The organism is Ruegeria sp. BHSA162 (assembly GCF_059613385.1).
Window position 1 is genome coordinate 1 of sequence record NZ_JBXWSK010000050.1, and the last position, 24,757, is coordinate 24,757.

At 61.8% G+C, this 24,757-nt stretch carries 29 protein-coding genes and 3 tRNA genes; 17 read left to right on the top strand and 15 right to left on the bottom strand.

What is annotated here, in order from left to right; genetic code table 11:
• Window positions 1–1,331: hydroxymethylglutaryl-CoA lyase-like TIM-barrel protein (locus tag AC2FM5_RS13565; protein WP_496736203.1), on the top strand; the 1,331-nt coding region annotated here is incomplete at its 5' end.
• 66 nt (window positions 1,332–1,397) lie between these two features.
• Here AC2FM5_RS13565 and AC2FM5_RS13570 read toward each other — a convergent pair.
• Both AC2FM5_RS13570 and AC2FM5_RS13575 read right to left on the bottom strand, forming a co-directional pair.
• Window positions 1,398–2,366: a hypothetical protein gene (locus AC2FM5_RS13570; protein ID WP_496736205.1), complete on the bottom strand. Its 969-nt coding sequence runs from the start codon at window positions 2,364–2,366 to the stop codon at window positions 1,398–1,400.
• 123 nt (window positions 2,367–2,489) lie between these two features.
• Window positions 2,490–2,642 carry a hypothetical protein gene (locus AC2FM5_RS13575; protein WP_170340270.1) on the bottom strand — a complete coding sequence of 51 codons (153 nt, stop codon included), beginning with the start codon at window positions 2,640–2,642 and terminating at the stop codon, window positions 2,490–2,492.
• A 148-nt stretch (window positions 2,643–2,790) separates the two neighbouring features.
• Here AC2FM5_RS13575 and AC2FM5_RS13580 point away from each other — a divergent pair.
• From AC2FM5_RS13580 to AC2FM5_RS13590, 3 genes are all read left to right on the top strand, one after another.
• Window positions 2,791–2,865 (top strand) — tRNA-Gly (locus AC2FM5_RS13580).
• Between the two features lie 34 nt (window positions 2,866–2,899).
• Window positions 2,900–2,974, top strand: a tRNA-Gly gene (locus AC2FM5_RS13585).
• Between the two features lie 88 nt (window positions 2,975–3,062).
• Window positions 3,063–3,926 (top strand): GNAT family N-acetyltransferase, encoded by an 864-nt coding sequence (locus AC2FM5_RS13590; protein WP_496736207.1) that lies wholly within the window; start codon window positions 3,063–3,065, stop codon window positions 3,924–3,926.
• Between the two features lie 3 nt (window positions 3,927–3,929).
• Here the strand turns inward: AC2FM5_RS13590 and AC2FM5_RS13595 are convergent, their stop codons facing one another.
• Window positions 3,930–4,169: an Lrp/AsnC family transcriptional regulator gene (locus tag AC2FM5_RS13595; protein ID WP_170357271.1), complete on the bottom strand. Its 240-nt coding sequence runs from the start codon at window positions 4,167–4,169 to the stop codon at window positions 3,930–3,932.
• Window positions 4,170–4,322: 153 nt separating this feature from the next.
• On the opposite strand from AC2FM5_RS13595, the gene hisB reads away from it, so the two are divergent.
• Both hisB and hisH read left to right on the top strand, forming a co-directional pair.
• Entirely contained in the window at window positions 4,323–4,910 is a 588-nt protein-coding gene (gene hisB, locus AC2FM5_RS13600) for an imidazoleglycerol-phosphate dehydratase HisB (RefSeq protein ID WP_496736210.1), read from the top strand.
• Complete coding sequence (gene hisH / locus AC2FM5_RS13605; protein WP_170371555.1) at window positions 4,911–5,549, top strand: imidazole glycerol phosphate synthase subunit HisH; 639 nt, start codon at window positions 4,911–4,913, stop codon at window positions 5,547–5,549.
• 4 nt (window positions 5,550–5,553) lie between these two features.
• Here hisH and AC2FM5_RS13610 read toward each other — a convergent pair whose 3' ends face one another.
• Window positions 5,554–5,961: a DUF2147 domain-containing protein gene (locus AC2FM5_RS13610; RefSeq protein WP_496736212.1), complete on the bottom strand. Its 408-nt coding sequence runs from the start codon at window positions 5,959–5,961 to the stop codon at window positions 5,554–5,556.
• 135 nt (window positions 5,962–6,096) lie between these two features.
• Here AC2FM5_RS13610 and hisA point away from each other — a divergent pair, with 135 nt between their 5' ends.
• Together hisA and AC2FM5_RS13620 are read left to right on the top strand one after the other, a co-directional pair.
• On the top strand, window positions 6,097–6,819 hold the full coding sequence (gene hisA, locus AC2FM5_RS13615) for a 1-(5-phosphoribosyl)-5-[(5-phosphoribosylamino)methylideneamino]imidazole-4-carboxamide isomerase (RefSeq protein WP_170340263.1): 723 nt from the start codon (window positions 6,097–6,099) through the stop codon (window positions 6,817–6,819).
• A gap of 4 nt (window positions 6,820–6,823) precedes the next feature.
• The gene (locus AC2FM5_RS13620) at window positions 6,824–7,306 is read left to right on the top strand and encodes a DUF2867 domain-containing protein (protein WP_496736214.1); all 483 of its coding nucleotides are present in this window, start codon (window positions 6,824–6,826) and stop codon (window positions 7,304–7,306) included.
• A 6-nt stretch (window positions 7,307–7,312) separates the two neighbouring features.
• On the opposite strand, the gene AC2FM5_RS13625 is transcribed toward AC2FM5_RS13620, so the two are convergent.
• Window positions 7,313–7,759, bottom strand: a complete 447-nt coding sequence (locus AC2FM5_RS13625) for a DUF302 domain-containing protein (RefSeq protein ID WP_390895973.1) — start codon at window positions 7,757–7,759, stop codon at window positions 7,313–7,315.
• Between the two features lie 117 nt (window positions 7,760–7,876).
• Here AC2FM5_RS13625 and hisF point away from each other — a divergent pair, with 117 nt between their 5' ends.
• The 3 genes from hisF (at window position 7,877) to AC2FM5_RS13640 (ending at window position 9,613) form a co-directional block, all read left to right on the top strand.
• Window positions 7,877–8,638 carry an imidazole glycerol phosphate synthase subunit HisF gene (gene hisF, locus AC2FM5_RS13630; RefSeq protein WP_170340259.1) on the top strand — a complete coding sequence of 254 codons (762 nt, stop codon included), beginning with the start codon at window positions 7,877–7,879 and terminating at the stop codon, window positions 8,636–8,638.
• Window positions 8,635–8,952, top strand: coding sequence for a phosphoribosyl-ATP diphosphatase (locus AC2FM5_RS13635; protein WP_170357264.1), 318 nt, complete (start codon window positions 8,635–8,637; stop codon window positions 8,950–8,952). The genes hisF and AC2FM5_RS13635 overlap by 4 nt, the downstream gene beginning before the upstream one ends.
• Before the next feature lie 85 nt (window positions 8,953–9,037).
• A complete protein-coding gene (locus AC2FM5_RS13640; protein WP_244952321.1) occupies window positions 9,038–9,613 on the top strand; it encodes a hypothetical protein in 576 nt (191 codons plus the stop codon).
• Window positions 9,614–9,617: 4 nt separating this feature from the next.
• Here the strand turns inward: AC2FM5_RS13640 and AC2FM5_RS13645 are convergent, their stop codons facing one another.
• The 4 genes from AC2FM5_RS13645 to rlmB all read right to left on the bottom strand — a co-directional run bounded on the left by AC2FM5_RS13645 (window position 9,618) and on the right by rlmB (window position 11,908).
• Window positions 9,618–10,088: a CoA-binding protein gene (locus AC2FM5_RS13645; protein ID WP_170390994.1), complete on the bottom strand. Its 471-nt coding sequence runs from the start codon at window positions 10,086–10,088 to the stop codon at window positions 9,618–9,620.
• Window positions 10,089–10,289: 201 nt separating this feature from the next.
• The gene (locus AC2FM5_RS13650; protein WP_170365708.1) at window positions 10,290–10,742 is read right to left on the bottom strand and encodes a YHS domain-containing (seleno)protein; all 453 of its coding nucleotides are present in this window, start codon (window positions 10,740–10,742) and stop codon (window positions 10,290–10,292) included.
• Window positions 10,743–10,843: 101 nt separating this feature from the next.
• Complete coding sequence (locus AC2FM5_RS13655; RefSeq protein WP_170357913.1) at window positions 10,844–11,122, bottom strand: hypothetical protein; 279 nt, start codon at window positions 11,120–11,122, stop codon at window positions 10,844–10,846.
• A gap of 12 nt (window positions 11,123–11,134) precedes the next feature.
• Window positions 11,135–11,908 carry a 23S rRNA (guanosine(2251)-2'-O)-methyltransferase RlmB gene (gene rlmB, locus AC2FM5_RS13660; protein ID WP_170434617.1) on the bottom strand — a complete coding sequence of 258 codons (774 nt, stop codon included), beginning with the start codon at window positions 11,906–11,908 and terminating at the stop codon, window positions 11,135–11,137.
• Window positions 11,909–12,024: 116 nt separating this feature from the next.
• Here rlmB and AC2FM5_RS13665 point away from each other — a divergent pair.
• The 6 genes from AC2FM5_RS13665 (at window position 12,025) to AC2FM5_RS13690 (ending at window position 17,763) form a co-directional block, all read left to right on the top strand.
• A tRNA-Tyr gene (locus AC2FM5_RS13665) sits at window positions 12,025–12,108 on the top strand.
• A gap of 430 nt (window positions 12,109–12,538) precedes the next feature.
• A complete protein-coding gene (locus AC2FM5_RS13670) occupies window positions 12,539–13,885 on the top strand; it encodes a substrate-binding protein (protein WP_093964815.1) in 1,347 nt (448 codons plus the stop codon).
• Window positions 13,886–13,989: 104 nt separating this feature from the next.
• Window positions 13,990–15,021, top strand: coding sequence for a branched-chain amino acid ABC transporter permease (locus AC2FM5_RS13675; RefSeq protein WP_170340251.1), 1,032 nt, complete (start codon window positions 13,990–13,992; stop codon window positions 15,019–15,021).
• A gap of 3 nt (window positions 15,022–15,024) precedes the next feature.
• Entirely contained in the window at window positions 15,025–16,230 is a 1,206-nt protein-coding gene (locus AC2FM5_RS13680) for a branched-chain amino acid ABC transporter permease (protein WP_496736219.1), read from the top strand.
• A 12-nt stretch (window positions 16,231–16,242) separates the two neighbouring features.
• Complete coding sequence (locus tag AC2FM5_RS13685; protein ID WP_093964812.1) at window positions 16,243–16,998, top strand: ABC transporter ATP-binding protein; 756 nt, start codon at window positions 16,243–16,245, stop codon at window positions 16,996–16,998.
• A 9-nt stretch (window positions 16,999–17,007) separates the two neighbouring features.
• Window positions 17,008–17,763 carry an ABC transporter ATP-binding protein gene (locus AC2FM5_RS13690; RefSeq protein WP_093964811.1) on the top strand — a complete coding sequence of 252 codons (756 nt, stop codon included), beginning with the start codon at window positions 17,008–17,010 and terminating at the stop codon, window positions 17,761–17,763.
• Window positions 17,764–17,769: 6 nt separating this feature from the next.
• Here AC2FM5_RS13690 and AC2FM5_RS13695 read toward each other — a convergent pair whose 3' ends face one another.
• The 6 genes from AC2FM5_RS13695 to AC2FM5_RS13720 form a co-directional block, all read right to left on the bottom strand.
• A complete protein-coding gene (locus AC2FM5_RS13695; RefSeq protein WP_496736222.1) occupies window positions 17,770–18,891 on the bottom strand; it encodes an alanine racemase in 1,122 nt (373 codons plus the stop codon).
• On the bottom strand, window positions 18,888–20,135 hold the full coding sequence (locus AC2FM5_RS13700; protein ID WP_496736224.1) for a D-arabinono-1,4-lactone oxidase: 1,248 nt from the start codon (window positions 20,133–20,135) through the stop codon (window positions 18,888–18,890). The genes AC2FM5_RS13695 and AC2FM5_RS13700 overlap by 4 nt, the downstream gene beginning before the upstream one ends.
• A gap of 90 nt (window positions 20,136–20,225) precedes the next feature.
• Window positions 20,226–20,747, bottom strand: coding sequence for a DUF2478 domain-containing protein (locus AC2FM5_RS13705; protein WP_496736229.1), 522 nt, complete (start codon window positions 20,745–20,747; stop codon window positions 20,226–20,228).
• Between the two features lie 71 nt (window positions 20,748–20,818).
• A complete protein-coding gene (locus AC2FM5_RS13710; RefSeq protein ID WP_170357258.1) occupies window positions 20,819–21,484 on the bottom strand; it encodes an NnrU family protein in 666 nt (221 codons plus the stop codon).
• A gap of 105 nt (window positions 21,485–21,589) precedes the next feature.
• A complete protein-coding gene (locus tag AC2FM5_RS13715) occupies window positions 21,590–23,656 on the bottom strand; it encodes an ABC transporter permease (RefSeq protein WP_496736226.1) in 2,067 nt (688 codons plus the stop codon).
• A complete protein-coding gene (locus AC2FM5_RS13720; RefSeq protein ID WP_093964806.1) occupies window positions 23,653–24,705 on the bottom strand; it encodes a quaternary amine ABC transporter ATP-binding protein in 1,053 nt (350 codons plus the stop codon). The genes AC2FM5_RS13715 and AC2FM5_RS13720 overlap by 4 nt, the downstream gene beginning before the upstream one ends.
• Window positions 24,706–24,757 lie beyond the last annotated feature (52 nt).

The following is a 24,757-nucleotide window of genomic DNA, read 5'->3' on the forward strand; positions in this document are numbered from 1 at the left end:
GCGCCCATGTTCTGGGCCTCAAGGACATGGCCGGCCTGCTGAAACCCGCCGCCGCGCGGGTGCTGATCCGCGCACTGAAGGAAGAGGTCGGCCTGCCGATCCATTTCCACACCCACGACACCGCCGGCATCGCCAGCGCCACCATCCTGGCCGCCAGCGAGGCGGGCGTGGACGTGGTGGATTGCGCGATGGACAGCTTCTCGGGCAACACCAGCCAGGCGACGCTGGGCACCGTGGTCGAGGCCCTGCGCCACACCGACCGCGACACTGGGTTGGACGTGAAGGCGATCCGCGAAATCAGCGACTACTTCGAGGCGGTGCGCGGCCAATACGCGGCCTTCGAATCCGGGCTGCAGGCCCCCGCCTCCGAGGTCTATCTGCACGAAATGCCGGGCGGCCAGTTCACCAACCTCAAGGCGCAGGCGCGCTCGATGGGGCTGGAGGAACGCTGGCACGAAGTCGCGCAGATGTATGCGGACGTGAACCAGATGTTCGGTGACATCGTCAAGGTGACGCCGTCCTCGAAAGTTGTGGGTGACATGGCGCTGATGATGGTCAGTCAGGGCCTGACCCGCGAGCAGGTCGAGGATCCCTCGACCGACGTGGCCTTCCCCGATTCAGTCATCGACATGATGCGCGGCAATCTGGGCCAGCCTCCGGGCGGTTTCCCCGAAACGATCTTGACCAAGGTGCTGAAAGGCGAAAAGCCGAACACCGAACGGCCGGGCAAAGACGTGCCTCCGGTTGATTTGGAGGCCACCCGCGCGGAGCTCTCGAAACAGCTGGAAGGCATGGAGGTCGATGACGAGGACCTGAACGGATACCTGATGTATCCCAAGGTGTTCCTGGACTACATGGGCCGTCACCGGATCTATGGCCCGGTACGCACCCTGCCCACCCGCACCTTCTTCTACGGAATGGAGCCGGGAGAGGAGATCTCGGCCGAGATCGACCCGGGCAAAACGCTGGAAATCCGCTGCCAGGCCATTGGGGAGACGGACGAGAACGGAGAGGTCAAAGTGTTCTTTGAACTAAACGGCCAACCGCGCGTCATCCGCGTTCCCAACCGCCTTGTGCAAGCTTCGACCGCCCAGCGCCCCAAAGCCGAGGTCGGAAACGCCAACCACGTTGGCGCGCCGATGCCGGGCGTGGTTTCGACTGTGGCGGTCACCGCCGGGCAGGAGGTCAAGGAAGGTGACCTTCTGCTAACCATCGAGGCGATGAAAATGGAAACCGGCATCCACGCCGAACGCGACGCAACCGTGAAGGCGATGCATGTCCAGCCCGGCGGCCAGATCGACGCCAAGGACCTTTTGGTCGAGCTGGAGTGACCCAAACCGTCAAAACACAGAAAGGCGCGCCATCAAGCGCGCCTTTTTTCATCCGAACAGGCTAGTTCAACCGTCGCTGGACTCCGCGACGGGCTGCTGCGGCAACTGTCCCGGCGTGCTGTCAATCGAAACCTCTTCCTCGATCGGCGCTGGCAAGCCCAACAAATCGTGCAGCTCATGAAGTGCCGGATCGGACAAGTCACGGCCACCGGTCAGGGTATCCAGTGCTTCCTGCGGATCGTCCGCCCCTGCCAAGGCTTCTTCGGCTTCGGTCACAGCCTGCTCCGCTTCGGCCACGGCATCCTCGTATTTGTCCTGTGCGGTGATGCCCTCGGCTGCTTCTTCTTCAGTTGGCGCAAATTGGTCCTCGATCTCCGCTTCGGTCAGACCTTCCAGTTCGGACAATTCCTGTTCGCGCATTTCAAGCTCCTCTGTCGCGCCAGAGAAACCAAGTATACTCTGCTGATAGCTGTAGAGCTTGCCCGGCATGCTGTTCGGGGCCGCATTCATCAGGGCAGTCTGGCTGGCGTGCGCGGCATTCAAGCCCTTGAGCTCGGACGCGATTTTGCCGTGCTTGATTGGTTTGACATACGGCTCCTCGACAACTGCCGCCGCTACCCGCGCTTTACGGATCGGCTTCTCGACTTTCTTTTTTCCAGTGAAGAATTCGTCGAGTTTGGCTGCAAAACCGTTCTGCCCTTTGGTCCGTGATGTAGTTTTGGTGTTCTTTCGTTGTGCCTTTGGTTTAGCGAGACCGAGACCGGCGAGAAAACCCTTGCCCTGGCCGGACCCTCCCTTCGTGCTGCGCGCAGATCCTCCGAGGCTGGCACTGGATTTTTCGGCGCTTTTGCCATTTCCATTGCCGCCACCGTTACTATTTCCGTTTCCACCACCGTTACCATTTCCGCCTCCATTGCCATTCCCGTTCTTGGCTATGGCGATATCTGGCGTAGCCAACACCGCAACGAAGCTAACTGCCCCGGTCAGCAACAAAGATGTCGCCACAACCCGTGACATAGAAATAAACCAGTGCATGCCAATCCCCTCTTAGGTATCCAAATACTTGCGCCAACCGGCACAAGTTTGAGCAGAAATTTCGCATTATGCATATACTAGTTATCGAATACGGCAAAATTTGGCCTTCGAACGAAACCGCTGTTATCCACTCAGTTCGAGAGAATTGACCTCGGGCGGCAGTTTGAAAATATCATTAACTTCATAGGCTTGCTCGTTTCTCAACTGACCTGCAAAGAGGCTCAGAAGCATGGCTCCGACCAACGCAGTCAGTTTTATGTTCTCAACCTTGTTCATCCCTCCGTCTCCACCGTTGTCAATATCCGTGGCTGTAGGTTTCAACGGCTCAGCACACCTTTTCCGTCGCAAATTTTTTTCCGGCCAAGTGCGTTTTTCCTCTTGCAGCTTTCCGCCAGAATTTATAGTTCACGCCTCACTCGACGGCGCGGGCGTAGCTCAGGGGTAGAGCATAACCTTGCCAAGGTTAGGGTCGTGAGTTCGAATCTCATCGCCCGCTCCAACGAGGACCGAAAGGTCGCACAAGATATCTGATTGCGGGCGTAGCTCAGGGGTAGAGCATAACCTTGCCAAGGTTAGGGTCGTGAGTTCGAATCTCATCGCCCGCTCCAGATATCCACCTTCCCACAACAAGCACTGGCGGATCGGTCGGTCCTGCGCCATTCTGTTCTGACATGCAGCAATCAGATGGATGCCCCGATGTCAGACTACCAAATCCGTACGCTGACCGCCGAAGAACTGCGCCACGCAGTGGATTGGGCCGGACGCGAGGGTTGGAATCCGGGTCATGAGGACGCAATCTGTTTTCGCTCGACCGACCCCGACGGATTTCTGGGCGGGTTTCTGGATGGCGAGATGATCGCCTCGGTTTCAGCCGTGAACTACGACGACGCGTTTTCGTTTCTGGGTTTCTATATCGTGCGGCCCGAGTTTCGCGGATCCGGTCATGGTCTGGAAATCGCCCAGCACGCCCTGGCGCATTGTACGGGGCGAAACATGGGTTTGGACGGGGTGGTCGAACAACAGGACAACTACCGCAAGTCGGGCTTTGTCTTCGCCTACAACAATTATCGGTTCTCCGGCACAGTGTCAGGCACCCTCTCCAGCCTACCCAAGACCAGTATCGAGGTTGCGCCCCTCGGTGGCCTGTCCGAAGACCTTCGCATCTATGACCGTGCCCTGTTCCCCGCGCATCGGGATGCCTTTCTGACGGAGTGGCTGAGCGCACCGGGCCATATCTCGCGTGTTTGTATCCAGAAAGGTCGCATCGCCGGGTATGCAACTCTGCGCTCCTGCCTGAATGGCTACAAGGTAGGGCCGCTGTTCGCCGACGATCCGGACATCGCGCAGGCGCTTCTGGCTGCGGTCTTGGCCGAAGTTCCCGCTGATCACCACAGTTCTGAGGTCTATGTCGACATGCCACAGCCCAACGCGGCGGCCTTTGCACTGGCTGACGCTTTGGGCCTGGAAAAAGTCTTTGAAACCGCGCGCATGTATTCCGACCACGAGCCGGATATCGACCTGAACCGCGTGTTCGGCGTGACGACGTTCGAACTTGGCTGAACCTTAGAACGCCCTGAAGGTCATTGTTGTCAACGACCGTTCGATGTTCGGAATGACCAGAAGGTGTTCATTTATGAAATGGCCAACATCCTCGGTTTCGGGGATGTAAAGCTTGAGCAGCAGGTCATATTCACCACTGGTGGAGTAGAGTTCCGAGTGGATTTCGCGCAGAGCGATCTCTTCGGCCACCTTGTAGGTGGTGCCGGGCTTGCAGCGGATCTGGATGAAAACGCAGGTGGACATTTCGTGGCCTTGTTGCTTCCGTTTGGCGCAGGCTGGCACGCCCCGCGCCCGGGCGCAATCCCCTGCAACAGTTTGCTGCGATTGCAATGATCGGGCTGGATAAGGCCGCCCGTCCCCGTCTATAAGCGCCCCTGTAGCAAGAGGATTTCGCCAATGCGCACAGCTTCGATCAGCCGCAAGACCGCCGAGACCGCGATTACGGTCGAGGTCAACCTCGACGGCACCGGCACCTATGACAACCAGACCGATGTGGGGTTCTTCGATCACATGCTGGACCAGCTGGCGCGGCATTCGCTGATCGACATGACGATCCGGGCCAAAGGCGATTATCACATCGACGACCACCACACGGTCGAGGACACCGGCATCGCGTTGGGTCAGGCGCTGACGCAGGCGCTGGGGGACAAGAAAGGCATCCGGCGGTATGGCGAGTGCCATCTGCCGATGGACGATGCGCAGGTGCGCTGCGCGCTGGACCTGTCGGGCCGACCGTTTCTGGTGTGGAACGTGGACCTGCCGACGCCCAAGATCGGCAGTTTCGACACCGAGTTGGTGCGCGAGTTCTTTCAGGCGCTGGCCACCCATGGCGGCATCACCCTGCATATCGACCAGTTGCACGGCTTCAACAGCCACCACATCGCCGAAGCGGCGTTCAAGGCCGTCGCCCGCGCCCTGCGTCATGCGGTCGAGACCGACCCGCGCAAGGGGGATGCGATTCCGTCCACCAAGGGCGCGCTATAGATGCTGACCGCGATCATCGACTACGAAAGCGGCAACCTGCACTCGGCGGAAAAGGCGTTTCAACGCATGGCGCGCGAGCTGGACGCGGGTGAGGTCGTCGTGACCTCGGATGCCGATGTCGTCGCGCGCGCCGACCGGCTGGTGCTGCCCGGCGACGGCGCCTTTCCCGCCTGCGCGGCCGAGCTGCGCGGGCACAAGGGCATCCATGATGCGATGGTCGAAGCGGTCGAGCAGAAGGGCCGCCCGTTTCTGGGCATCTGCGTCGGCATGCAGCTGATGGCGACCACGGGCCGCGAATATACCGACACGCCGGGCCTGAATTGGGTGACCGGGGACGTGGTGCGGATCGAGCCCGAAGACCGGGCGCTGAAGGTTCCGCATATGGGGTGGAACGATCTGGTGATCGAGAGCGAGCACCCGGTGTTCAACGGCGTCGCCTCAGGCGACCACGTCTATTTCGTCCACTCCTACCATTTCCGCGTCGCCAATCCGGCGCAACGCCTGGCCCATGTGGACTATAGAGGGCCGGTCACGGCCGTGATCGGCCGAGACACGATGATCGGGATGCAGTTTCACCCTGAAAAAAGCCAGGATGTGGGCCTGCGGATGATCGGGAACTTCCTGACCTGGGCCCCCTGACCGGTTACTGTACGCGGGTCCAGGTCTGACCGCGACAGATCAGGCCGCCCGCGACGCAACCCTTGACCGTCAGCTTGTTCTGACCGTCCAGCGACATCTTGGAATTGTAGGTCTTGTCCCGGTCCGGCGCCCAGATCTTGCCGCCGCTATAGCTGCCGCCGCCATCCGCGACCATGTCCCAGATGATGTTCTTGCCCAGGTTCTCGTAATCCAGCTGCTGGTTTCCGTCCTTGTCGAAGGCGCTGTCGATGGTGCCGCAAACGGCGCTGCCGCAAGGCCCGATCGAGACGTGCAGATATCCGCCGGTATCCCCCGGCTGGGTTTTCCAAAGCCCGTCGACCGGGTCATCCGCGCGCGCGCCGGTGGCCACGGTGACAAGTGCAGCCGCAGCGGCCAGAGCAAGTTTGTTCATGGTATCCTCCCTGTTTTGCAGGCAGTCTGACCGCCGGCACCCGTTCGGGCAAGATTGACTTTGCGTCGCGTTGCATCCCCTGCCCCGCCTGTGCCATATCCCGCGCCAGTACCAGTCACGAAAAGGCCGCCCGATATGATCCTCTATCCCGCAATCGACCTGAAAGACGGCCAGGCCGTGCGCCTTCTGCGCGGCGAGATGGACAAGGCCACGGTCTTCAACGAAGACCCCGCCGCCCAGGCCCGCGCCTTTGTCGAGGCCGGCTGCGAATGGCTGCATCTGGTGGACCTGAACGGCGCTTTCGCCGGGGAACCCGTGAACGCCGCCCCGGTCGAGGCGATCCTGAAGTCCTGCGACGTACCGGCCCAGTTGGGCGGCGGCATCCGCGACATGGCCACTATCGAGACCTGGCTGGACAAAGGCCTGGCCCGGGTGATTCTGGGCACGGTTGCCGTGGAAAACCCCGATCTGGTCCGTCAGGCAGCCAAGGCCTTTCCCGGCCAGGTCGCCGTCGGCATCGACGCGCGCAACGGACGTGTCGCCACCAAGGGCTGGGCCGAGGAAACCGACGTGATGGTGACCGACCTGGCGCGCAGCTTCGAAGACGCGGGCGTGGCGGCGATCATCTACACCGACATCAACCGCGACGGCGCGATGCAAGGCCCCAATGTCGAAGCCACGGCCGATCTGGCCCGTGCAGTCTCGATCCCGGTGATCGCCAGCGGCGGGGTCAGCTCGCTGGACGACCTGATCGCCTTGCGCGACTGCGGCGCAAACCTGAACGGCGCGATTTCAGGCCGCGCGCTCTATGACGGCGCGCTGGATCTGCGCGAAGCCCTGGCGGCGTTGAAGGGTTAGGATATTGCAAGCGGTCCGCAAACAGGTTCTGCCCGAGCAGTCTGAATTGTGGTCGCTGTTCACTCCGGGTGATTTTGTTGATGGGTACTCGGTCCAAAGCGACCTTGCACCGTTTGACGCGATGAAAATCGGTCTGAACATGCCGGGGTGGGTGAAGATCCTGATGGGAATCCGGAACGCAATCGTTGCCCCATTCGGCTTGAAGGGCGGCAAGCACTTGAACACCGACAATGGCTCGCCCGACGCAGGCACCGGCGCGATTTTTCCCGTGACCTACAGGGATGAGACAGAGGTCATCGTGGGAATCGATGACCGCCATCTGGATTTCCGCATCGCCGTGCATCGCGACAAAGACCGCGTAGTCATGGCAACCTGGGTGCGGACTCACAATCGTTTGGGACGGATCTATCTGACGGTGATCATGCCCCTTCACATTCTGATCGTGCGCAATTGCATGAAACGGATCGCACGCGCTTCTCAGGGATGACGCCGATCAGTTGGCTGCGGCATCCGTCAGCTTGCTCAACGCACCGCGCATCTTGTCGATCACCGGGGATTTTTCCACCGCATCAAGCTCGTCCATGGTTTCCTTGGGATCCTCGTAGGCCAACCAGACCTGGCCGTCGGCATCCTCATAGGCCTGCACCTTGAGCGGAAGGAACAATCCCGCACGCGGGTCGATCTGCATGGCGGGCGTTCCCAGAGCCGGGTTTCCGAAGATCAAGACCTGATTGGGCGGTATCGTCATGTCGACCTTGTGCGCACCGGCCGCGTGGTCAACGCGGGCAAATACGGTCGCGCCTGCATTTTCGACGGCGGCCTGCAGCGCGTCGATGGCCTCGGTCACGGATTTGTCGGTGGGAACCTTGATGATGTCGTCGGCCATCGCCCACGTCGCACCGGACAGAATGAAAGCGGTTGTAAGAAACAAGTTGCGCATGGTTTTCACCTCCTGCTGAAATCCGCTTCAGTTTCACGAGGTTCCGGGCGCAGGACAATCACAACTCTGGCATCGGCGGGGCTTTGCCGGTAGAGGTGCGGCAACAAAGGACAAACCATGCTGAAAACCCGCATCATTCCCTGTCTGGATGTCGCCGATGGCCGCGTGGTCAAGGGCGTGAATTTCGTGGGCCTGCGCGACGCGGGCGATCCGGTGGAATCGGCCAAGGCCTATGACGCCGCCGGCGCTGACGAGATCTGCTTTCTCGACATCCACGCCACCCACGAAAACCGCGGCACCATGTTCGACGTGGTTCAGCGCACGGCCGAGCAGTGCTTCGTACCGCTGACGGTGGGTGGCGGCGTGCGCACCAAGGAAGACGTGCGCGCGCTGTTGCTGGCGGGGGCCGACAAGGTCAGCTTCAACTCGGCCGCCGTGGCCAACCCCGACGTGATCGCCGAGGCTGCCGACCAGTTCGGCAGCCAGTGCATCGTCTGCGCCATCGACGCCAAAACCGTCAGCCCCGGCAAATGGGAGATCTTCACCCACGGCGGACGCAAACCCACCGGCATCGACGCGGTAGAGTTCGCCAAGACCGTCGTCGCCAAGGGGGCGGGTGAGATTCTGCTGACTTCGATGGACCGCGACGGCACCAAGGCGGGGTTCAACATTCCCCTCACCCGCGCCATCTCGGACGCGGTCGACGTGCCGGTGATCGCCTCGGGCGGCGTGGGCAATCTGGATCATTTGGTCGAAGGCGTGACCGAAGGCGGAGCCAGCGCGGTGCTTGCGGCCTCGATCTTTCACTTCGGCGAATACACGATCCGCGAGGCCAAAGAGCACATGGCATCCGCGGGTATCCCCATGAGGCTGACATGAGCATACTGAACGAGCTGGCCGCCACGATCGCATCCCGCAAGGGCGCGGACCCCGAATCAAGCTGGACCGCCAAGCTGCTGTCCAAAGGCCCCGAGAAATGCGCCGAGAAGTTTGGCGAAGAGGCCGTGGAGGCGATCATCGAAGCCGTGAAGGGTGACCGCGACCGGCTGACATCCGAGGCCGCCGATGTGCTGTATCACCTGCTGGTCATGCTGGCCGCGCGCGACGTGGCGCTGGAAGACGTTCTGGCCGAGCTTGCCAGGCGGCAGGGCACCAGCGGCATCGCCGAAAAGGCCGCACGCGACCGGGGCTGAGACCCGGCTTTCACCAATAGCGTCCGCGCCCTATACTGATTGACCGAAGCGCCTGCCGGGCGCAGGGGCGACGAGGGACACAGGCATGTTCAAACCCATGATCTGGGCACTGACGACGCTGGCCATTCTGGGGCTTGGCGCATGCTCATCCGCGCCGCCCGCTCGCAGCGACGACGTCGCGCGGCTTGCAGCCCAGATCCAGGCGCTGGGGCCCGAGGTCGACCCGGAAGAGGCCCAGCGCGCGGCCCGCGTCACCTATGCCTATACCGCGCAGCTGGCGCAGGAATACCAGATCACAGACCCCCCTCTGATCCATAACGCCAAGGTCAACAAAGGGCTGCGCCCGCGCGGGCTGTGCTGGCACTGGGCCGAAGACATCGAACGGCGCTTGAAGCAGGAGAACTTTCGCACGCTGACCCTGCACCGCGCGATCGCCAACGCCGACAACCCGTTCCGAATCGATCACAGCACGGCAATAATCAGCCGACGCGGTGATTCGATGTACGACGGTGTCGTTCTGGACCCATGGCGTTATGGAGGGGTCCTGTTTTGGAGTCCATTGCGCGAGGACACACGCTATGACTGGGTCCCGCGCGACATCGTGCTGGAGAAACGGCGGCAAGAGCAGCTTGCGGAAATCAACGCCGTTGCGGTGAACTGAGCGGTCAGAGTTTTGATGAGATGATGCCGGTGGCGAACCCGCCCATGCGCAGCTCGCCGAACAGGCGCTGATATTCGATCTTGGGGCAGCGATTCATGACGACATCGACACCGCGCGCCTGCGCCACCGCGGCGGCCTCGGCGTTTTCAACACCGATCTGCATCCAGATCGTGCGCAGGTCGGGAAATGCAGCCAGCGCTTCATCCACGATCGGAGGAACGGCTTCGGACCTGCGAAAAATATCTACCATGTCAACGGGTTCACTGATTTCGGACAACGAGGCCCGAACAGTTTCACCAAAAAGATCGGCTCCGGCATGGCCAGGATTGACCGGAATCACCCTGTACCCCTTGAGCGACAAGTAGCGCGCAACGTAATAGCTGGGCCGCACCGGGTTCATCGACACGCCAACGACCGCAACCACCTTGGTGCGTTTCAGGACGGATCTGAGGAAGTCATCGGAATACTCAGTCATGGCTGCAGCCTAGCCGTGACTTGGAAAAGAAAAAAGCGCCCAAGGATACCTTGGGCGCCAGTTGTTGGAACGAGGGACAGTGAAATGACCCGCGGCAGTTCCGTTCCGCGGTCACTGTGACATTTAGGCATGAGTTTCGGAAAAAAAAGAGGTCGCGCGCATTTTTGTGATGACACGAGCGGATAAGCGGGAATCTGCCTGTCAACCGTACAGGATCGCCGGCCAGTTTTTCTCGGCCTTCTGGATGAAGCCGGTCGTGTCCGTCAGCCACATCTTTTCGATCTCGAGGGAATGCGTCAGATACAGCCTGCCGCCTACGATCTTCCACGCCATCGGGTCCGTGCTGGTCAGCTCGCCATAGGCCATGGCATAGGCGCAATATCCGCCGAACCTCGGCGCGTAGGCACGCGGATTAAGTTCGAACGCCTCTCGGTTCTCCTGCGAGGCAAACCGCCAGGTAGCGCCCTTCCACATCACCGCAATGTCGGGTCGCCCTTGAACCGGGCCGCCATCTCGAAAATAGCTGACCGCGTCATAACCGGTAATGGCCGCACCTTTTGCGGAATAGAATACCGGGGCGGTCTGCGCCCGCAATGTCAGCGGACAAGCGATTGAAAAGGTAAGACCGGCAAGTACGGATCGTCGGGATAGCATCAGATTTCACGGGTTGTGTTTTACAGACGCTATAAGATGCAACTTTTGACGCGCCGCGAAACCCATTTGACGCAGTTGTGAAGGGTCGTGTCGGAAAGGGCTCAGTCGAACACGTCCTCGATCACATCCCAAGCTTCGTCCAGAACGCGCGAGAAAAGGCCTTTTTTCTTTTTCTTGTAGCTCTTCTTTTTGGGCTTTTGCATTGGAATGCTGTGTCGCGGCTGTGGATCCGAAGCCTTTTTTACAGGGATCATCTTCAGGTTATGCAGTGGGGCACCGCAACTGGAACAGCTGAGTTCGTGCCGCTGGCGCCCCTTGAGGACCAGCGCCGCGCGGGTTCCGCAGTAGCAGCACGTAGCAATCTTGGATGGGGCGGGAATGGGTCTCTCCTCTCAATGCGGCTGAGAAGCATATAGGGCAATCGCCCCGGCATTTGAGACGTTCAGCGATCCGAAACCGCCCGCTGCGTCAATTTTGACAAGCATATCCACCGTTTCCTTGGTCTTTTGCCGCAACCCCGGCCCCTCGGCGCCCAGAACCAGCGCAACCGGCCGATCGCGCTTGCCCTCCAAAGCGGCCTCGATGGTCTGTTCGGCCTCACCATCCAGGCCCAGAACCAGGAACCCCATATTCTGCAACTCGACGATCGCATCAGCCAGGTTACGCACCCGCAGATAAGGTTGGCGTTCCAACGCACCGCTGGCGGTCTTGGCCAGCGCACCGGTTTCCGGCGCCGAATGGTGGCGCGTGCCGATGACCGCGCTGGCGCCCAGAACCTCGGCCGAGCGCAGAATCGCGCCCACATTGTGCGGATCGGTCACGCGGTCCAACAGCAGCACCCGAGGGTTTTCGCGCCCGATGCAATTCTCGGCCAGACCGCCCCATTCCAGCGGCTTGACTTCAAGCGCCGCGCCTTGGTGCACCGAGCCCGAGTCGATTGGCGCGTTGAATTTTCGCGGATCGACGAGCTCAGCCTGCATGCCCGATTCCGCGATCGCATCCGCCAGCTTGTCCTGCGCGTTGCGGGTCACGATCAGGCGCAGTTTCTGCCGTTTGGGGTTCATCAACGCATCACGCACGGCGTGCAATCCGAATAACCAAACGGTTTCGGAAGCCGCCGCTTTGCGCGCCTGCTCTTTCTCGATCACCCACTTCGGTTTCTTCATTTTACTGGCCTCCGGGCCGGGAACAATGTTTCCTGCGCCAAAGCGGAATTTTCCTGTTGACGCTCCTTTTGAGCGCTAGTAATCACGCCTCCACGTCAGGTGCAACGCCTGACAGTGGGCGACAGGCCGCAAGGTGTGGCAGGGGACTGTAACTCCCTCGCGGAGACGCACGCCTGGTTCGATTCCAGGGTCGCCCACCATTTTCTTCCGCAAATCAGAACACAGATGGATATTGCACACCGGATTTGTCCAGGTGGTCCCTTGCGTTTGCCCTCGATTCTGCGAGGAAATTCAGGCAAAGGTTGAGTGCCCGGAGATCATGCGATGCCCCGAGCATCAACGGCCGGACATCGGACGGCGTGGGACTGGCGGTTGCGTCGAGACACCCGATGCTTGTATCGAAACGGGATTTTCTGACTCATCCTTTCCAATGAGCAGCTTATCATCTTCCAGTTCCAAAAATTTACAAATTCATAAATCAAAGAGTTCAAGAATTTACAAAATAATATTTCATTTCTAGGGACTTGTTGGGGAATTTTCATTCTGCCCCTCATACTTGCCCTGCGCAGGTTGCGTTTTACCCGACGGAAGAGGAGCCCGAGGGCGTAGCCTGCTAATTGGGAGGAATTCATGTCAAACAAATCTGTCACGCGTCGCGGCGTGCTGAAGTCTGGTGCCGTCACAAGCGCCGGTCTGGCATTGCCGACGATCTTCACGGCCTCGTCGGCCGCGGCCTATACCAACGAACCCACTGGCGGATCAGTCACGCTGGGCTTCAACGTGCCGCAGACCGGCCCCTATGCCGAAGAAGGCAATGACGAACTTCTGGCGCAGCAGCTGGCGGTCGAGCATCTGAATGGTGAAGGCGACGGCGGCTGCCTGAACACCTTCACGTCGAAGGCGCTGAAGGGGAACGGCATCCTTGGCAAGAAGGTCGAGTTCGTCACCGGCGACACGCAGACCAAGTCCGACGCTGCCCGTGCATCGGCCAAGTCGATGATCGAAAAGGATGGCGCGATCATGATCAACGGCGGCTCGTCCTCGGGCGTGGCCGTTGCGGTTCAGGGCCTCTGCCAGGAGGCGGGCGTGATCTTCATGGCCGGCCTGACCCACGCCAACGACACCACCGGCAAGGACAAGAAGGCGAACGGCTTCCGTCACTTCTTCAACGCCTACATGTCGGGTGCCGCTCTGGCGCCGGTGCTGGCCAAGGAAATGGGCACCGAACGCCGTGCCTATCACCTGACCGCCGACTACAACTGGGGTTGGACCCAGGAAGAGTCGATCGTGGCTTCGACCGAAGCGATGGGCTGGGAGACGGTCAACACTGTCAAGACCCCGCTGGCCTCGACCGACTTCTCGTCCTACATCGCGCCGGTTCTGAACTCGGGCGCGGACGTGCTGGTTCTGAACCACTACGGCGGCAACATGGTCAACTCGCTGACAAACGCGATCCAGTTCGGCCTGCTGGACAAGGTCGTAAACGGCAAGGACTTCAAGATCGTCGTTCCGCTGTACTCGGAACTGATGGCCGCCGGCGCTGGCGAGAACATCAAAGGCGTTCTGGGTTCGATGAACTGGAACTGGCAGCTGCAGGATGAGGGCACCAAGGCCTTCGTGAAGTCCTTCGGCGAGAAGTACGGCAAGCCGCCGTCGAACTCGGCTCAGACTTGCTATGCCCAGGTACTGCTGTACGCGGATGCCTGCGAGCGCGCAGGCACCTTCAACCCGTGCGGCGTGGTCGAAGCTCTCGAGGACTTCGAGTTCGACGGTCTGGGCAACGGCCCGACCTGGTATCGCGGTGCCGACCACCAGTGCTTCAAGGATGTGCTGGTCGTGCGCGGCAACGAAAACCCGACCAACGCCTATGACACGCTGGAGATCGTCGAGATCACTCCGCGGGCGCAGGTCGAGTACGATCCGGATCACCCGATGTTCGCCGGCGGCGAACTGGGCAAGTGCAACCCGGGCGCGTAACCCCGACACTCGGTTTTTCGCAAGAAAACCCCTGAGTCCTCAAAACGGCTCTCTCCGGTCAGACGACCGGGGAGAGCTGCCGGGACCAGTCAAAGGTAAGGACAATGGACGCAATCCTACTGCAAATTCTGAACGGGCTGGACAAGGGCTCGGCCTATGCGCTGATTGCGCTGGGGCTGACGCTGATCTTCGGCACGCTCGGCGTGGTGAACTTTGCCCACGGGGCCCTGTTCATGATCGGCGCCTTCTGTGCCGTCACGCTTCAGAAGATCTTCAACCTCAGCTACGAGGTGGTCGACGAGACCCAGACCGACTTTCTGGGCAACCCGCTGAAGGTGAAGACCCCCTATGTCGAAAGCTGGTTCGGCCCCGAACTGGGCGCGACCATCATCGACTGGTCCGTGCCACTGGCCATCCTGTTTGCCATCCCGATCATGTTGATGGTCGGCTACGTGATGGAACGCGGCCTGATCAAGCATTTCTACAAGCGTCCCCATGCAGATCAGATCCTTGTGACCTTCGGCCTGGCCATCGTTCTGCAAGAGATCATCAAGTATTTCTTCGGCGCCAACCCGATCCAGACCCCGCCGCCTGCGGCACTGAGCGGGTCCGTCGATCTGGGCGTGGCGCTGGGGTTCGATCCCAACGCGATCATCTATCCGATCTGGCGTCTGGTCTATTTCCTGTTCGCGGTCGTGATCATCGGAGGCGTGTTCTCGTTCCTGCAGTTCACCACGTTCGGCATGGTCGTGCGCGCCGGAATGGCCGACCGGGAGACCGTGGGCCTTCTGGGCATCAACATCGACCGACGGTTCACCATCATGTTCGGCATCGCAGCCGCGGTGGCTGGGCTTGCGGGCGTGATGTACGGGCCGCTGAACCCGCCCAACTATCATATGGGCATGGATTTCCTTGTGCTCAGCTTCGTGGTCGTCGTAGTCGGCGGCATGGGCTCGCTGCCCGGCGCGGTTCTGGCCGGGTTCCTTCTGGGCATCCTTGAAAGCTTTGCCTCGACCACCTGGGCGACCACCACGATCCCGGGCATCAACCAGATCATCATCTACCTTGTCGCCATCATCGTTCTTCTGACCCGTCCGCGGGGTCTGATGGGCCGCAAAGGCGTGATGGAGGAATAACCCATGCTGGGACTGAACAAAAAAGACACAAGCCTGCTGATCGTCGTCGCAATCCTGACGCTGCTGGCCCCCTTCATCCTGAACCCCTTCCCCACTGACAGCGCCATGGCGCAGTTCAACGCGGGCTATCCGGACCTGATGCAGCGGTTCGTAATCTTCGGCATCTTTGCCATCGGGTTCAACATTCTGTTCGGCCTGACCGGATACCTGTCCTTCGGCCACGCGGCCTTTCTTGGGGTGGGTTCCTACTCGGCCGTCTGGATGTTCAAACTGCTCAGCTACAACGTCATCCCGGCCATCGCGCTGAGCGTCGTGGTCGCCGGGCTGTTCTCGGTGCTGATCGGCTATGTCAGCCTGCGCCGGTCGGGGATCTACTTCTCGATCCTGACGCTGGCCTTCGCGCAGATGAGCTTTGCGCTGGCCTATTCGGTGCTGTCGAACCCCAAGTTCAACCTGACCAACGGGGAAACCGGCCTGCAGGTCTATGCCGACGACCCGCAGATCCTGCAGGGGGCCAATGCGCCCGATCTGCCGCATCTGTTCGGACTGCCGATGCGCGCGACCTACACGATGGATGTGGGCGCGTGGAGCTTTGACTTCAACGCGGGCTACTATCTGTGCGCAGTGATCATGATGGTGGTGTTCTACCTGGCGATCCGCATTTTCCGTTCGCCCTTCGGCATGATGCTGCGCGCGGTGAAGTCGAACCAGCAGCGGATGAACTATACCGGGCTGAACTCCAAGCCATACACTCTGGCCGCTTTCGTGATCTCGGGCATGTATGCCGGGCTGGCCGGTGGCCTGATGGCCGCAATGGACCCGCTGGCCGGCGCAGAACGGATGCAGTGGACCGCCTCGGGCGAGGTCGTTCTGATGACCATCCTGGGCGGCACCGGCACCCTGATCGGACCGGTTCTGGGCGCGGGCTTCATCAAATATTTCGAGAACATCTTCTCGAAGATCAACGACAACGTGCTGCACAGCTGGTTCGCCTTCCTGCCTGACGGGCTTGAGGACGCGGTGGTGTTCATCATCCACCCGTTCATCGGCAAGGGCTGGCACCTGACCCTGGGCATCCTGTTCATGCTGGTGGTTATCTACCTGCCCGGCGGGCTGGTCGAGGGCGGTCAGCGGTTGCTGAACTGGATCCGCCGCAAAAGCGTTGGCGGGGATGACACCCGCCAGGGCAAAACCGAGCCGGCAGAATAAGGAAACGCGTCAATGGCAATTCTGAAAGTAAAAGATGTCAGCAAGCGCTTCGGCGGCCTCAAGGCCCTGACGGACGTGAACCTGAGCGTCGAGGAAAACTCGGTCCATGCGATCATCGGCCCCAACGGGGCGGGCAAGTCCACCCTGCTGAACTGCCTGGTGGGCAAGCTGATCCCGGATACTGGTTCGGTCTTGTTCGACAACCAGTCTGTGCTGGGGCGCGAGCCGTACCAGATCAACCAGATGGGCATCAGCCGGGTGTTCCAAACGCCCGAGATCTTTGGCGAACTGACCGTGATGGAAAACATGCTGATCCCGATCTTCGCGATGCGCGACGGGGCATTCCGCATGCACGCCTACGAGACCATCGCCAACGAAAAAGAGGTGGTCGAACAGGCCGAGGCCATGCTGGAAGAGATGAATATGGCCGACAAGCGGCACATGCATTCAGCCTCGCTGTCGCGCGGCGACAAGCGGCGGCTCGAAATCGGCATGTGTCTCAGCCAGAAGCCGCGCCTGCTGCTGCTGGACGAGCCTACGGCCGGCATGGCACGGGCCGACACCAACAACACCATCGACCTGCTGAAACAGATCAAGGATGAACGCGACATCACCATCGCGATCATCGAGCACGACATGCATGTGGTGTTCAGCCTGGCCGAGCGGATCACCGTTCTGGCGCAGGGCACGCCGCTGGTCGAAGACACCCCCGAAAACATCCGCGGAAACCCCAAGGTCCGAGAGGCCTATCTGGGCGAGGCGGCGTGAGGAAAAGCTATGAACGAGAAACCTGACTTTTCGAAAAACGCCAACATGGCCAGCACCGCGCCCGCGTTTCTGTCGGTGTGGGACATGCATTCGTATTATGGCGAAAGCTACATCGTCCAAGGCGTCAGCTTCAACGTCCACGAAGGCGAGATCCTGGCTCTGCTGGGGCGGAACGGGGCGGGCAAGACTTCGACCCTGCGCTCGATCGCGCGGGTGGGCGAGCCCGAGGTGCGCCACGGAGAGATCTGGCTGGACCACAAGCCGCTGCACAACATGACCAGCTACGAGGCCGCCGCCGCCGGATTGGGTCTTGTGCCCGAGGATCGGCGGATCATCCCCGGCCTGACGGTCGAGGAGAACCTGCAGCTGGCCCAGATCGCCCCCCCGATCGGCTGGTCGCTGGAACGGATCTACGAGCTGTTCCCGCGTCTGGGCGAACGACGCAAGCAGGAGGGCGTGACCCTTTCGGGCGGCGAACAGCAGATGCTGTCCATCGCCCGGGCGCTGGCCCGGGACATCAAGGTGCTGCTGCTGGACGAACCCTACGAGGGGCTGGCCCCGGTGATCGTGGACGAGATCGAAAAGACGCTGATCCACATCAAGCAGCAGGGCATGACCACCATCATCGTCGAACAGAACGCGGTGCGCGCGCTGCAACTGGCCGACCGGGCAATCATTCTGGACACCGGCTGCATCGTGTTTGACGGCACCGCCGACGAAGTGCTGGAAAACACCCAGCTGCGCGAGGAATATCTGGCGATCTGACCCGCGTCAGTTGGGCAGGCAGGCCCATTCGGCCACGACCCGCCCCTGCCGCAGTGCCAGAACCGTGCCGAACTGGTTCAAAACCGCTTCACTCTGACTGGGGCGCAGCAAGGCGATATCGCCGGGCTGCGCCCTGGTTGTTTTGGGACCCACCCAGACCTCTTGATTGCTTGAACGCCCGAAAACACCGGAATAGCCGAACCCGTCGGGCCAGACGGGTCTGGCCAGGTAGTGACCACCGGAAATGGCGAGGTTGGACCGGCGCAGGCCGGGCATGTCGATCCCCGGCACCGGGTTGCGCGGCATGACCTTGAGGATCGGTGTGGCCAGGAACAGGGCGGGCAAAAATGCCTTCGTCGATGCGTGGTCAAAATCCGAAGGTTTCACCAGAACCGACCCAAAGGCGACCTCGGTCGCCGGGGTTCGCGTGGCCGGGTCCTGAAAGGTCAGGCTACCACCGGTGTTCAGGCACAGCCCCTGCGCCCCCTGCCCCAGCGCAGCGACCGCTTGCCCAAAGGCTTTGGCACTGGCTCGCCGCGCGCGGTGTCGGAGCGGCGCAGGCAGTTTGGCCAGATGCACCTCGTACCCCATCACGCCCGACAGTGTGACATGGGCGCGATCCGCGATCCGTGCCGCGACGCCTGCGACCTGATCGGGGGTCAACCCGCCGCGGTGCAGGCCCACGTCGATCTCGAGCGACAGGCGCAAGGTTTGGCCCGTGTCAGCGGTCAGCGACAGATACGCGTCCAGCCGCTGTGGCGTGTCGATCAGCCACTGCACCCGCCGGGCAGCGTCAGGATGCGTCTCAAGAATCCGCCGGGCGGCCGTCACCGGCAGCGGCTTGCCCTGCAGGTGATCGGTTTCCGGCTCGGCGGCCAGCAGGGCCGACAACATGGGTTCGGAAAAGCTCATCAGGCCTGATGTCGGAATCCGGGCGCGGATATGGTCCAGCAGAGGCAGGCACGGCAGCGATTTGGCCACCAACCGGACCTGCAGGCCGTGGCCCAACCCCGCGCGGGCAGCGTCACAATTCGCCTCGACCCGGTCCAGATCGACGACGGCAACCGGCCGATCGACGCCATGATCACGCAGCACTTGGGCGAGATGTTCAAGATACTCTGCGGTCATGGGCGAAACATCCGGGCCAGCGCAGGCGTCAGGAACTTGCCCTTTGGGTCCAGCTTTTCACGCAATGTGCAGAAGGCATCGAAATCGGGATAGAGGCGCGACAGATCGGAACAGGTCAGGCTGTGCAACTTGCCCCAATGGGGGCGACCGCCGGCCTGCAGGAACAGCGGCTCCATCGCCTCGAAATAGCGCAGATGGCCTTCCTTCGCATCGGTGTGGATGGCGACCGATACCCGCGGGCCACCCCGGAACGGTGACAGGCAGCCGTCGTCGCCTGCGGTCTGCCGCACCTCGATCGGGAAATAGATGTCGGCGTGGTCACGCTCCAACCGTCGGATCACCTCTGACAGCACGTCACGGGCGTTTTCCGGCGGCAGGTGGTATTCCATTTCCTTGAACCGGATATGCCGGTCGCTGCACAACACACGCCAGCTTTCGCCAGTGTAGTCCTCGTCGGATTGGGCCAAGGTCAGCAGACGCAGCAGGGCGCGCCGCAAACCGGGGCTGAGCCGGCCCGCATTGCGCGCCAGCTTCAGAACCTTGACGGCGATCATGTCCAGATCGCGCGGCGCGCGGGTCTCGGTCGCGTCGGTTATGTCATGCCGGATTTCAACGGTCTTGCCGGTGAAGGGGATGTAGAAGAACTCGAAATTCCTGTTTTCGTCCCAATGCTGGTGCATGCGCTCCAGTGTGTCCTGCAGGTCTGACAGACGCACCCGGCGGCGCAGGTTGTATTTCGGCACGACGTTGATCTGCGCCTCGGTCACGATGCCCAGCATCCCCAACGATACCTGCACCATGTTCAGTGGAATGTCGTCGGTGGTCAGGGTCTGTCCGTCAGCGCCGATCAGCCGGGCTGCAGTGATCTCGGCAGACAGGCACGGCAGGGTGCGCCCGGTGCCGTGGGTTGCCGTGGCCGCCGCGCCGGCCAGAGTCTGCACGTTGATATCACCCAAGTTGCGGAAGGCCGTGCCGTGCCGGGCCAATGCCGGTGACAGATCGCGCAGCCGGGCATTGGCGTTGACCCAGGCCCGCCCGTCGTCGACCCTTGTTACGGCGGGCAGGTCCAAGGCGGTCAGGTCAATGATCTGTTGCGCCCCTGGAACCAACGGTGTGAAGGAATGCCCTGCCCCGACCGGACGCAGGGTTTCGGCCGAGGCGATCAGTTGCTGTAGGTCTTCGGTCGTGATCGGCCGCTTGGGCCGTATTTGGCTGGTCTGGTTGCCTGCCCAGTTCTGCCACATGGCTGATCCTCCTCCCATCCGGGGCAGAAGATTGCAGCCGGGGCGACAGGGAACAAGCCCGGTTTTCAGGACATTACGTCGGGAAAGCAGTTATTCGGCCGCAGGCCGCAGGTTGGCGACGCTGTCGAACCAGGCCTCGATGGTGTCCAGATCGGGTTCAAGCGACTGCGCAGAACCATCGGTGAAATCCACGAACTTGTCACGGTTCAGGCCGTTGACCCCGACCAGCACCGGGATATCCAGCGCCAGCGCTTCGGCGATGACGGGGCGGAACCCGCGGCCATCGGCCTCGTGCTTGCCGAACTTGTTGACGATCAGCAGTTGCGGACGGTCGGCCAGCGAAGCAGTCACATAGCCCACCGCATGCTCCAACGCGGCGGGGTCCAACCGGCACCCGCGCGATTGGCTGCCCAGCGATTGCGAGATACGGATGGTCTCGCCATCCGGCAGCACGCGCAGGTCCATGTCGCATTTGCTGCTGTCGGCGCATTCGGTGTTGGTCTGAACCACACCGGCCAGACGGGCGCCCTTGGCCAGCAGATGTTCGGCTACCGCGCTCAGCAGGCGGTCGGTTGCGCCGCGATCGGTGGTGGTGACGTAGGCCAAGTGCATCGGCAGACCTTTCTGGGTTTCATCTTGTTGTTTCAATTAGCACGCATGAGGCGCCCCTGCCAGCACCCGCATCAAGGCAGCGGAGACACTCCGATCACCGGCGCGTGCAGGTGCAACAGCGCGACATAGGCCAGCCCCGCCACCAACCAGACCCAAGGCCGCGGCCAGGGGCTTGGCAGCCGCAGCGACAGGCGTGCTGTGTTGCGCGACAGGCGCGTCCAATCGGCCCCCATCTCGCGCGCCTTGCGCCTGTCGATCAGGGCCATGCCCATCCAGGCGAAACCCGCGAACAGGCCAAACAGAACCACATGCGCCAGGCTGCCATTGGCCAGCAGATGCGCCAGCGCCCACAGCATCATCGCCAGCAAGATCGGGTGACGGGAGGTGCGCAGGATGCCGGGCTGCTCGGGGTTGAACGGGCGGCGTCCCAGGCCGCCGAAGGAAAAGGGGTTGGTCGCCGCCAGCCCGGCCACCGCCAGCCAGCAGACGACGGGCATAACCAGCAGCGGCATCCAGCGCAGGATCGCCAGCGGTGGGATCACCTCGACATAAGGCGCATCGGCCGCGGCCACGATCAGCCAGGCCAGAACTGCCAGTGACAGTGCCGAATAGACCGCGAAATAGGGCCCGCGCCCCATCAACCCGATCAGCCGGCCACGCACTGCCGGACGCGCCGGAATGGCGTGGCTCAGCAGAAAGATCAGAAGTGCAGCAACAAAAGCGCCCCAACCGGCCATGGTCATCTCCGCCTGTTTTGCGCCCGAGATACCGGGGGAAACGGCCCCGGTCCTTGTCCGAAATCAAGTGTGGTCGGGGGCAGCTGCGCCGCCCCCGATCCAAGGCTACAGGCCCAGCGCCTTGCGGCGTTCCTCGGCAAATCCCTGAACCATGCGGTCGGCGACCAGCGCCAGAATGGCCATCGCCGCCCCGGCCGAAATGCCCAGCCCCACATCTGCCTGCCCCAGCGCCAGATAGATCGACTGGCCCAGACCGGTCGTGCCGATCAGCGCCGCGATCACCAGCATCGCAAAGGCGTAAAGGATCGTCTGGTTCAGCCCCAGCAGGATCGTGGGTGCAGCATAGGGCGCACGCACGTCGCGCATGATCTGCCACTCGGTCGCGCCGCTGGCGATCGCAGCCTCCATCATCTCGTCCGGGGTGTTGACCAGACCGTGACGGGTGTAGCGGATCATTGGCACGATCGCATAGGCGCAGATCGCCAGAAAGGCCGAAAACTCGCCGATCTGGAACACCATCAGCACCGGGATCAGGAACACGAACAGGGGAATCGTCTGCAGCATGTCGCAGATCGGGCGCACGATCTTCCAGACCGGCGACCAGACCGCGCTGGCGAGGCCGATCAGCCCGCCGACAACGGCGCAGAAGAACACCGCCGCACCGCTGAGATAGAGCGACAGCAGCGCTCTCTCCCACAGGCCCGAGATCAGGATCGTGCTCAGCAGCGCCACCGATAACGCCGCCAGACGCCAACCGCCCGCCACCCAGCCCAACGCCGCCGCGCCGGTCAGCACGAAGGGCCATGGCAGGTTCGCGATGCCGGTTTCCAGCATGCCGATCAGGATCAGCGTGACCAGACCGCCAGTCAGGTGCCCGCGCCACGCCATCAGCAAGGCGATCACCGCACCGGCGGCGAACAGGCCATAGCTCATGCCCGGGGTCCACTGGAACCCCCAGGTAAAGGGCAGAACCGCCTGACTCAGACCGATCCGCAGCGGCAGCAGCACATAGAACATCGAGTTGTTCTTGAGCGAATCCAGCCACGGCCCGTTATTCTGGGTAAAGGCTGTCAGGCCGGTGTCCACCGCCTGCGCGACCGGATCCAGCAGCGTCAGCTCGGACGGGTTGGGCAGCCGCGCCCAGAACAGCAGCGTAAACAGGACCGCAAAGCCAATAACCGCCCAGACAACGCGGTTGTCGTGACGATTGCGTTCAGTGGCTAGGGTGCCGCTCATTCGGTCAATCACCACGGCAAAGACAACGATCACCATGCCGGCCAGCAGAGATTCACCGAACTGCGCCTTGCGCATGGTCAGCAGGACCTCCCAACCGATGTCATTGAACCCGCCGATGACCGCTGCGATGATCACCATCGAGAGGGCCGCCATCAGGCACTGGTTCACACCCACCATGATCTGCGTCGCCGCCGCCGGGATTTCCACCTGGAACAGCTGCTGGAACCGGGTGCCGCCCGACATGATGGCGGCTTCCTTGATCTCGGGCTCCACGCGCTCCAGCCCCAGCATCACGTTGCGCGCCATCGGCGGCGCTGCATAGATGGCCGAGGCGATCAGCCCCACCACAGGGCCAAAACCGAACAGCAGGAGCAACGGCGTCAGATAGGCAAAGGTCGGTACAGTCTGCATGATGTCCAACACCGCCTGAACCACTGATTTCACCCGAGGCACTTCGTTGGCCAGAATGCCAATTGCACTGCCAACGATCAGCGCGACCGGGACCGAAACAGCCACCAGCGCCAAGGTGTTCATGCTCTCGGCCCAATAGCCCGAGGCCAGCACGAAGCTTAGGCCCAGAAAGCCCAGCGCCGCCATGGGCAACCCACCCAGATACCAGCCGAGTGCCGTCACCAGCCCGATCAGGATCGGCCAGGGCGTGTGGCCCAGCACGAAATTGGCCCAGTTCATCGGATAGGCCATCAGGTCGGAAAACAGCCGGGCCGCAGGTTTGATTGCGTTCAGAAACCAGTCGAGGAAGGCGCCCACCCATTGTGTGGCTGGCACTTCCCATGACGCAGGCCATTTGACGAGCCAGGGCGCGTGCGGCTCAAGCGCCAGACACAGCGCGCCCACGATCAGCGTGATCAGGGCCGCCTGCGCTCCGGCTGTCAGGTGAATCCGAGTGGGTCTGGGAACATCGGCGACGACGGTCATGCGTCATCCACCTGCAGGGCTGCGGCCAGATCCGAGGGGTGCACGGTGCCGACGATCGCGCCGGTTTCGTCATGCACCGGAACGGGCTCGTACAATGCCATACAGCGCGCCAGCGCCGCGTCCAATGTCATCTTTGTTGTCAGGCCAGGGTCATCGGGACCGCGCTCGGCCTCGCCCGCTTGCATGACCGAGGCGACTTTGGCGTGCTGGCCCTTGGCCACGTCCTTTGAGAACTCGCGCACATAGTCGTCGACGGGGCGCAGAACGATATCCGTCGGCGTGCCGATCTGCACAATCTTGCCGTCCCGCATGATTGCGATGCGGTCCGCCAGCTTTAGCGCTTCTTGAATATCATGCGTGATGAAGACGATGGATTTCTTCAGCGTCGCCTGAATGCGCAGGAATTCGTCCTGCAGCTGCCGCCGGATCAACGGGTCCAAGGCCGAGAACGGCTCGTCCAAGAACCAGATGTCGGGGTTCACTGCCAAAGACCGGGCGATGCCCACGCGCTGACGCTGACCGCCCGACAGTTGCCGGGGAAAGCTGTCCTCGCGGCCCTCGAGCCCCACCAGCGAAATGACTTCCTGCGCGCGGGCCAGGCGTTCCTTGCGGCCCACACCCTGCACGCGTAGCGGATAGGCGACGTTCTCGGCCACCGTCATGTGCGGGAACAGTCCGAAATGCTGGAACACCATGCCCAGTTTCTTGCGGCGCAGTTCGGTCAGCTGCTTCTTCGGGGCACCCATCACGTTGTCGCCGTCGATGCGGATCTCGCCACCCGTACCGGGCAACAGTTGCGAGATGCAACGGATCAGGGTCGACTTGCCGGACCCCGACAGACCCATGATGACGAACAATTCACCATCGCGGACTTCGAAATTTGCATCCTGAACAGCCGGGATGAACCCCTGTTCGCGCAAATCGGCGGCGGCCTTGTCGGCGTCGTTCCCTGACCGAGACAACGCGTCGGTCAGGGCTTTTTCTGCGCCTTGGCCAAAAACCTGCCAGAGAGACTGGCAGGCAATGGCTGGCGTATTCGCGTCAGTCAATGAGGTGGCTCACTTCGTTGCCGCGTCCACGACCGGACGCCACTTGTCTTCG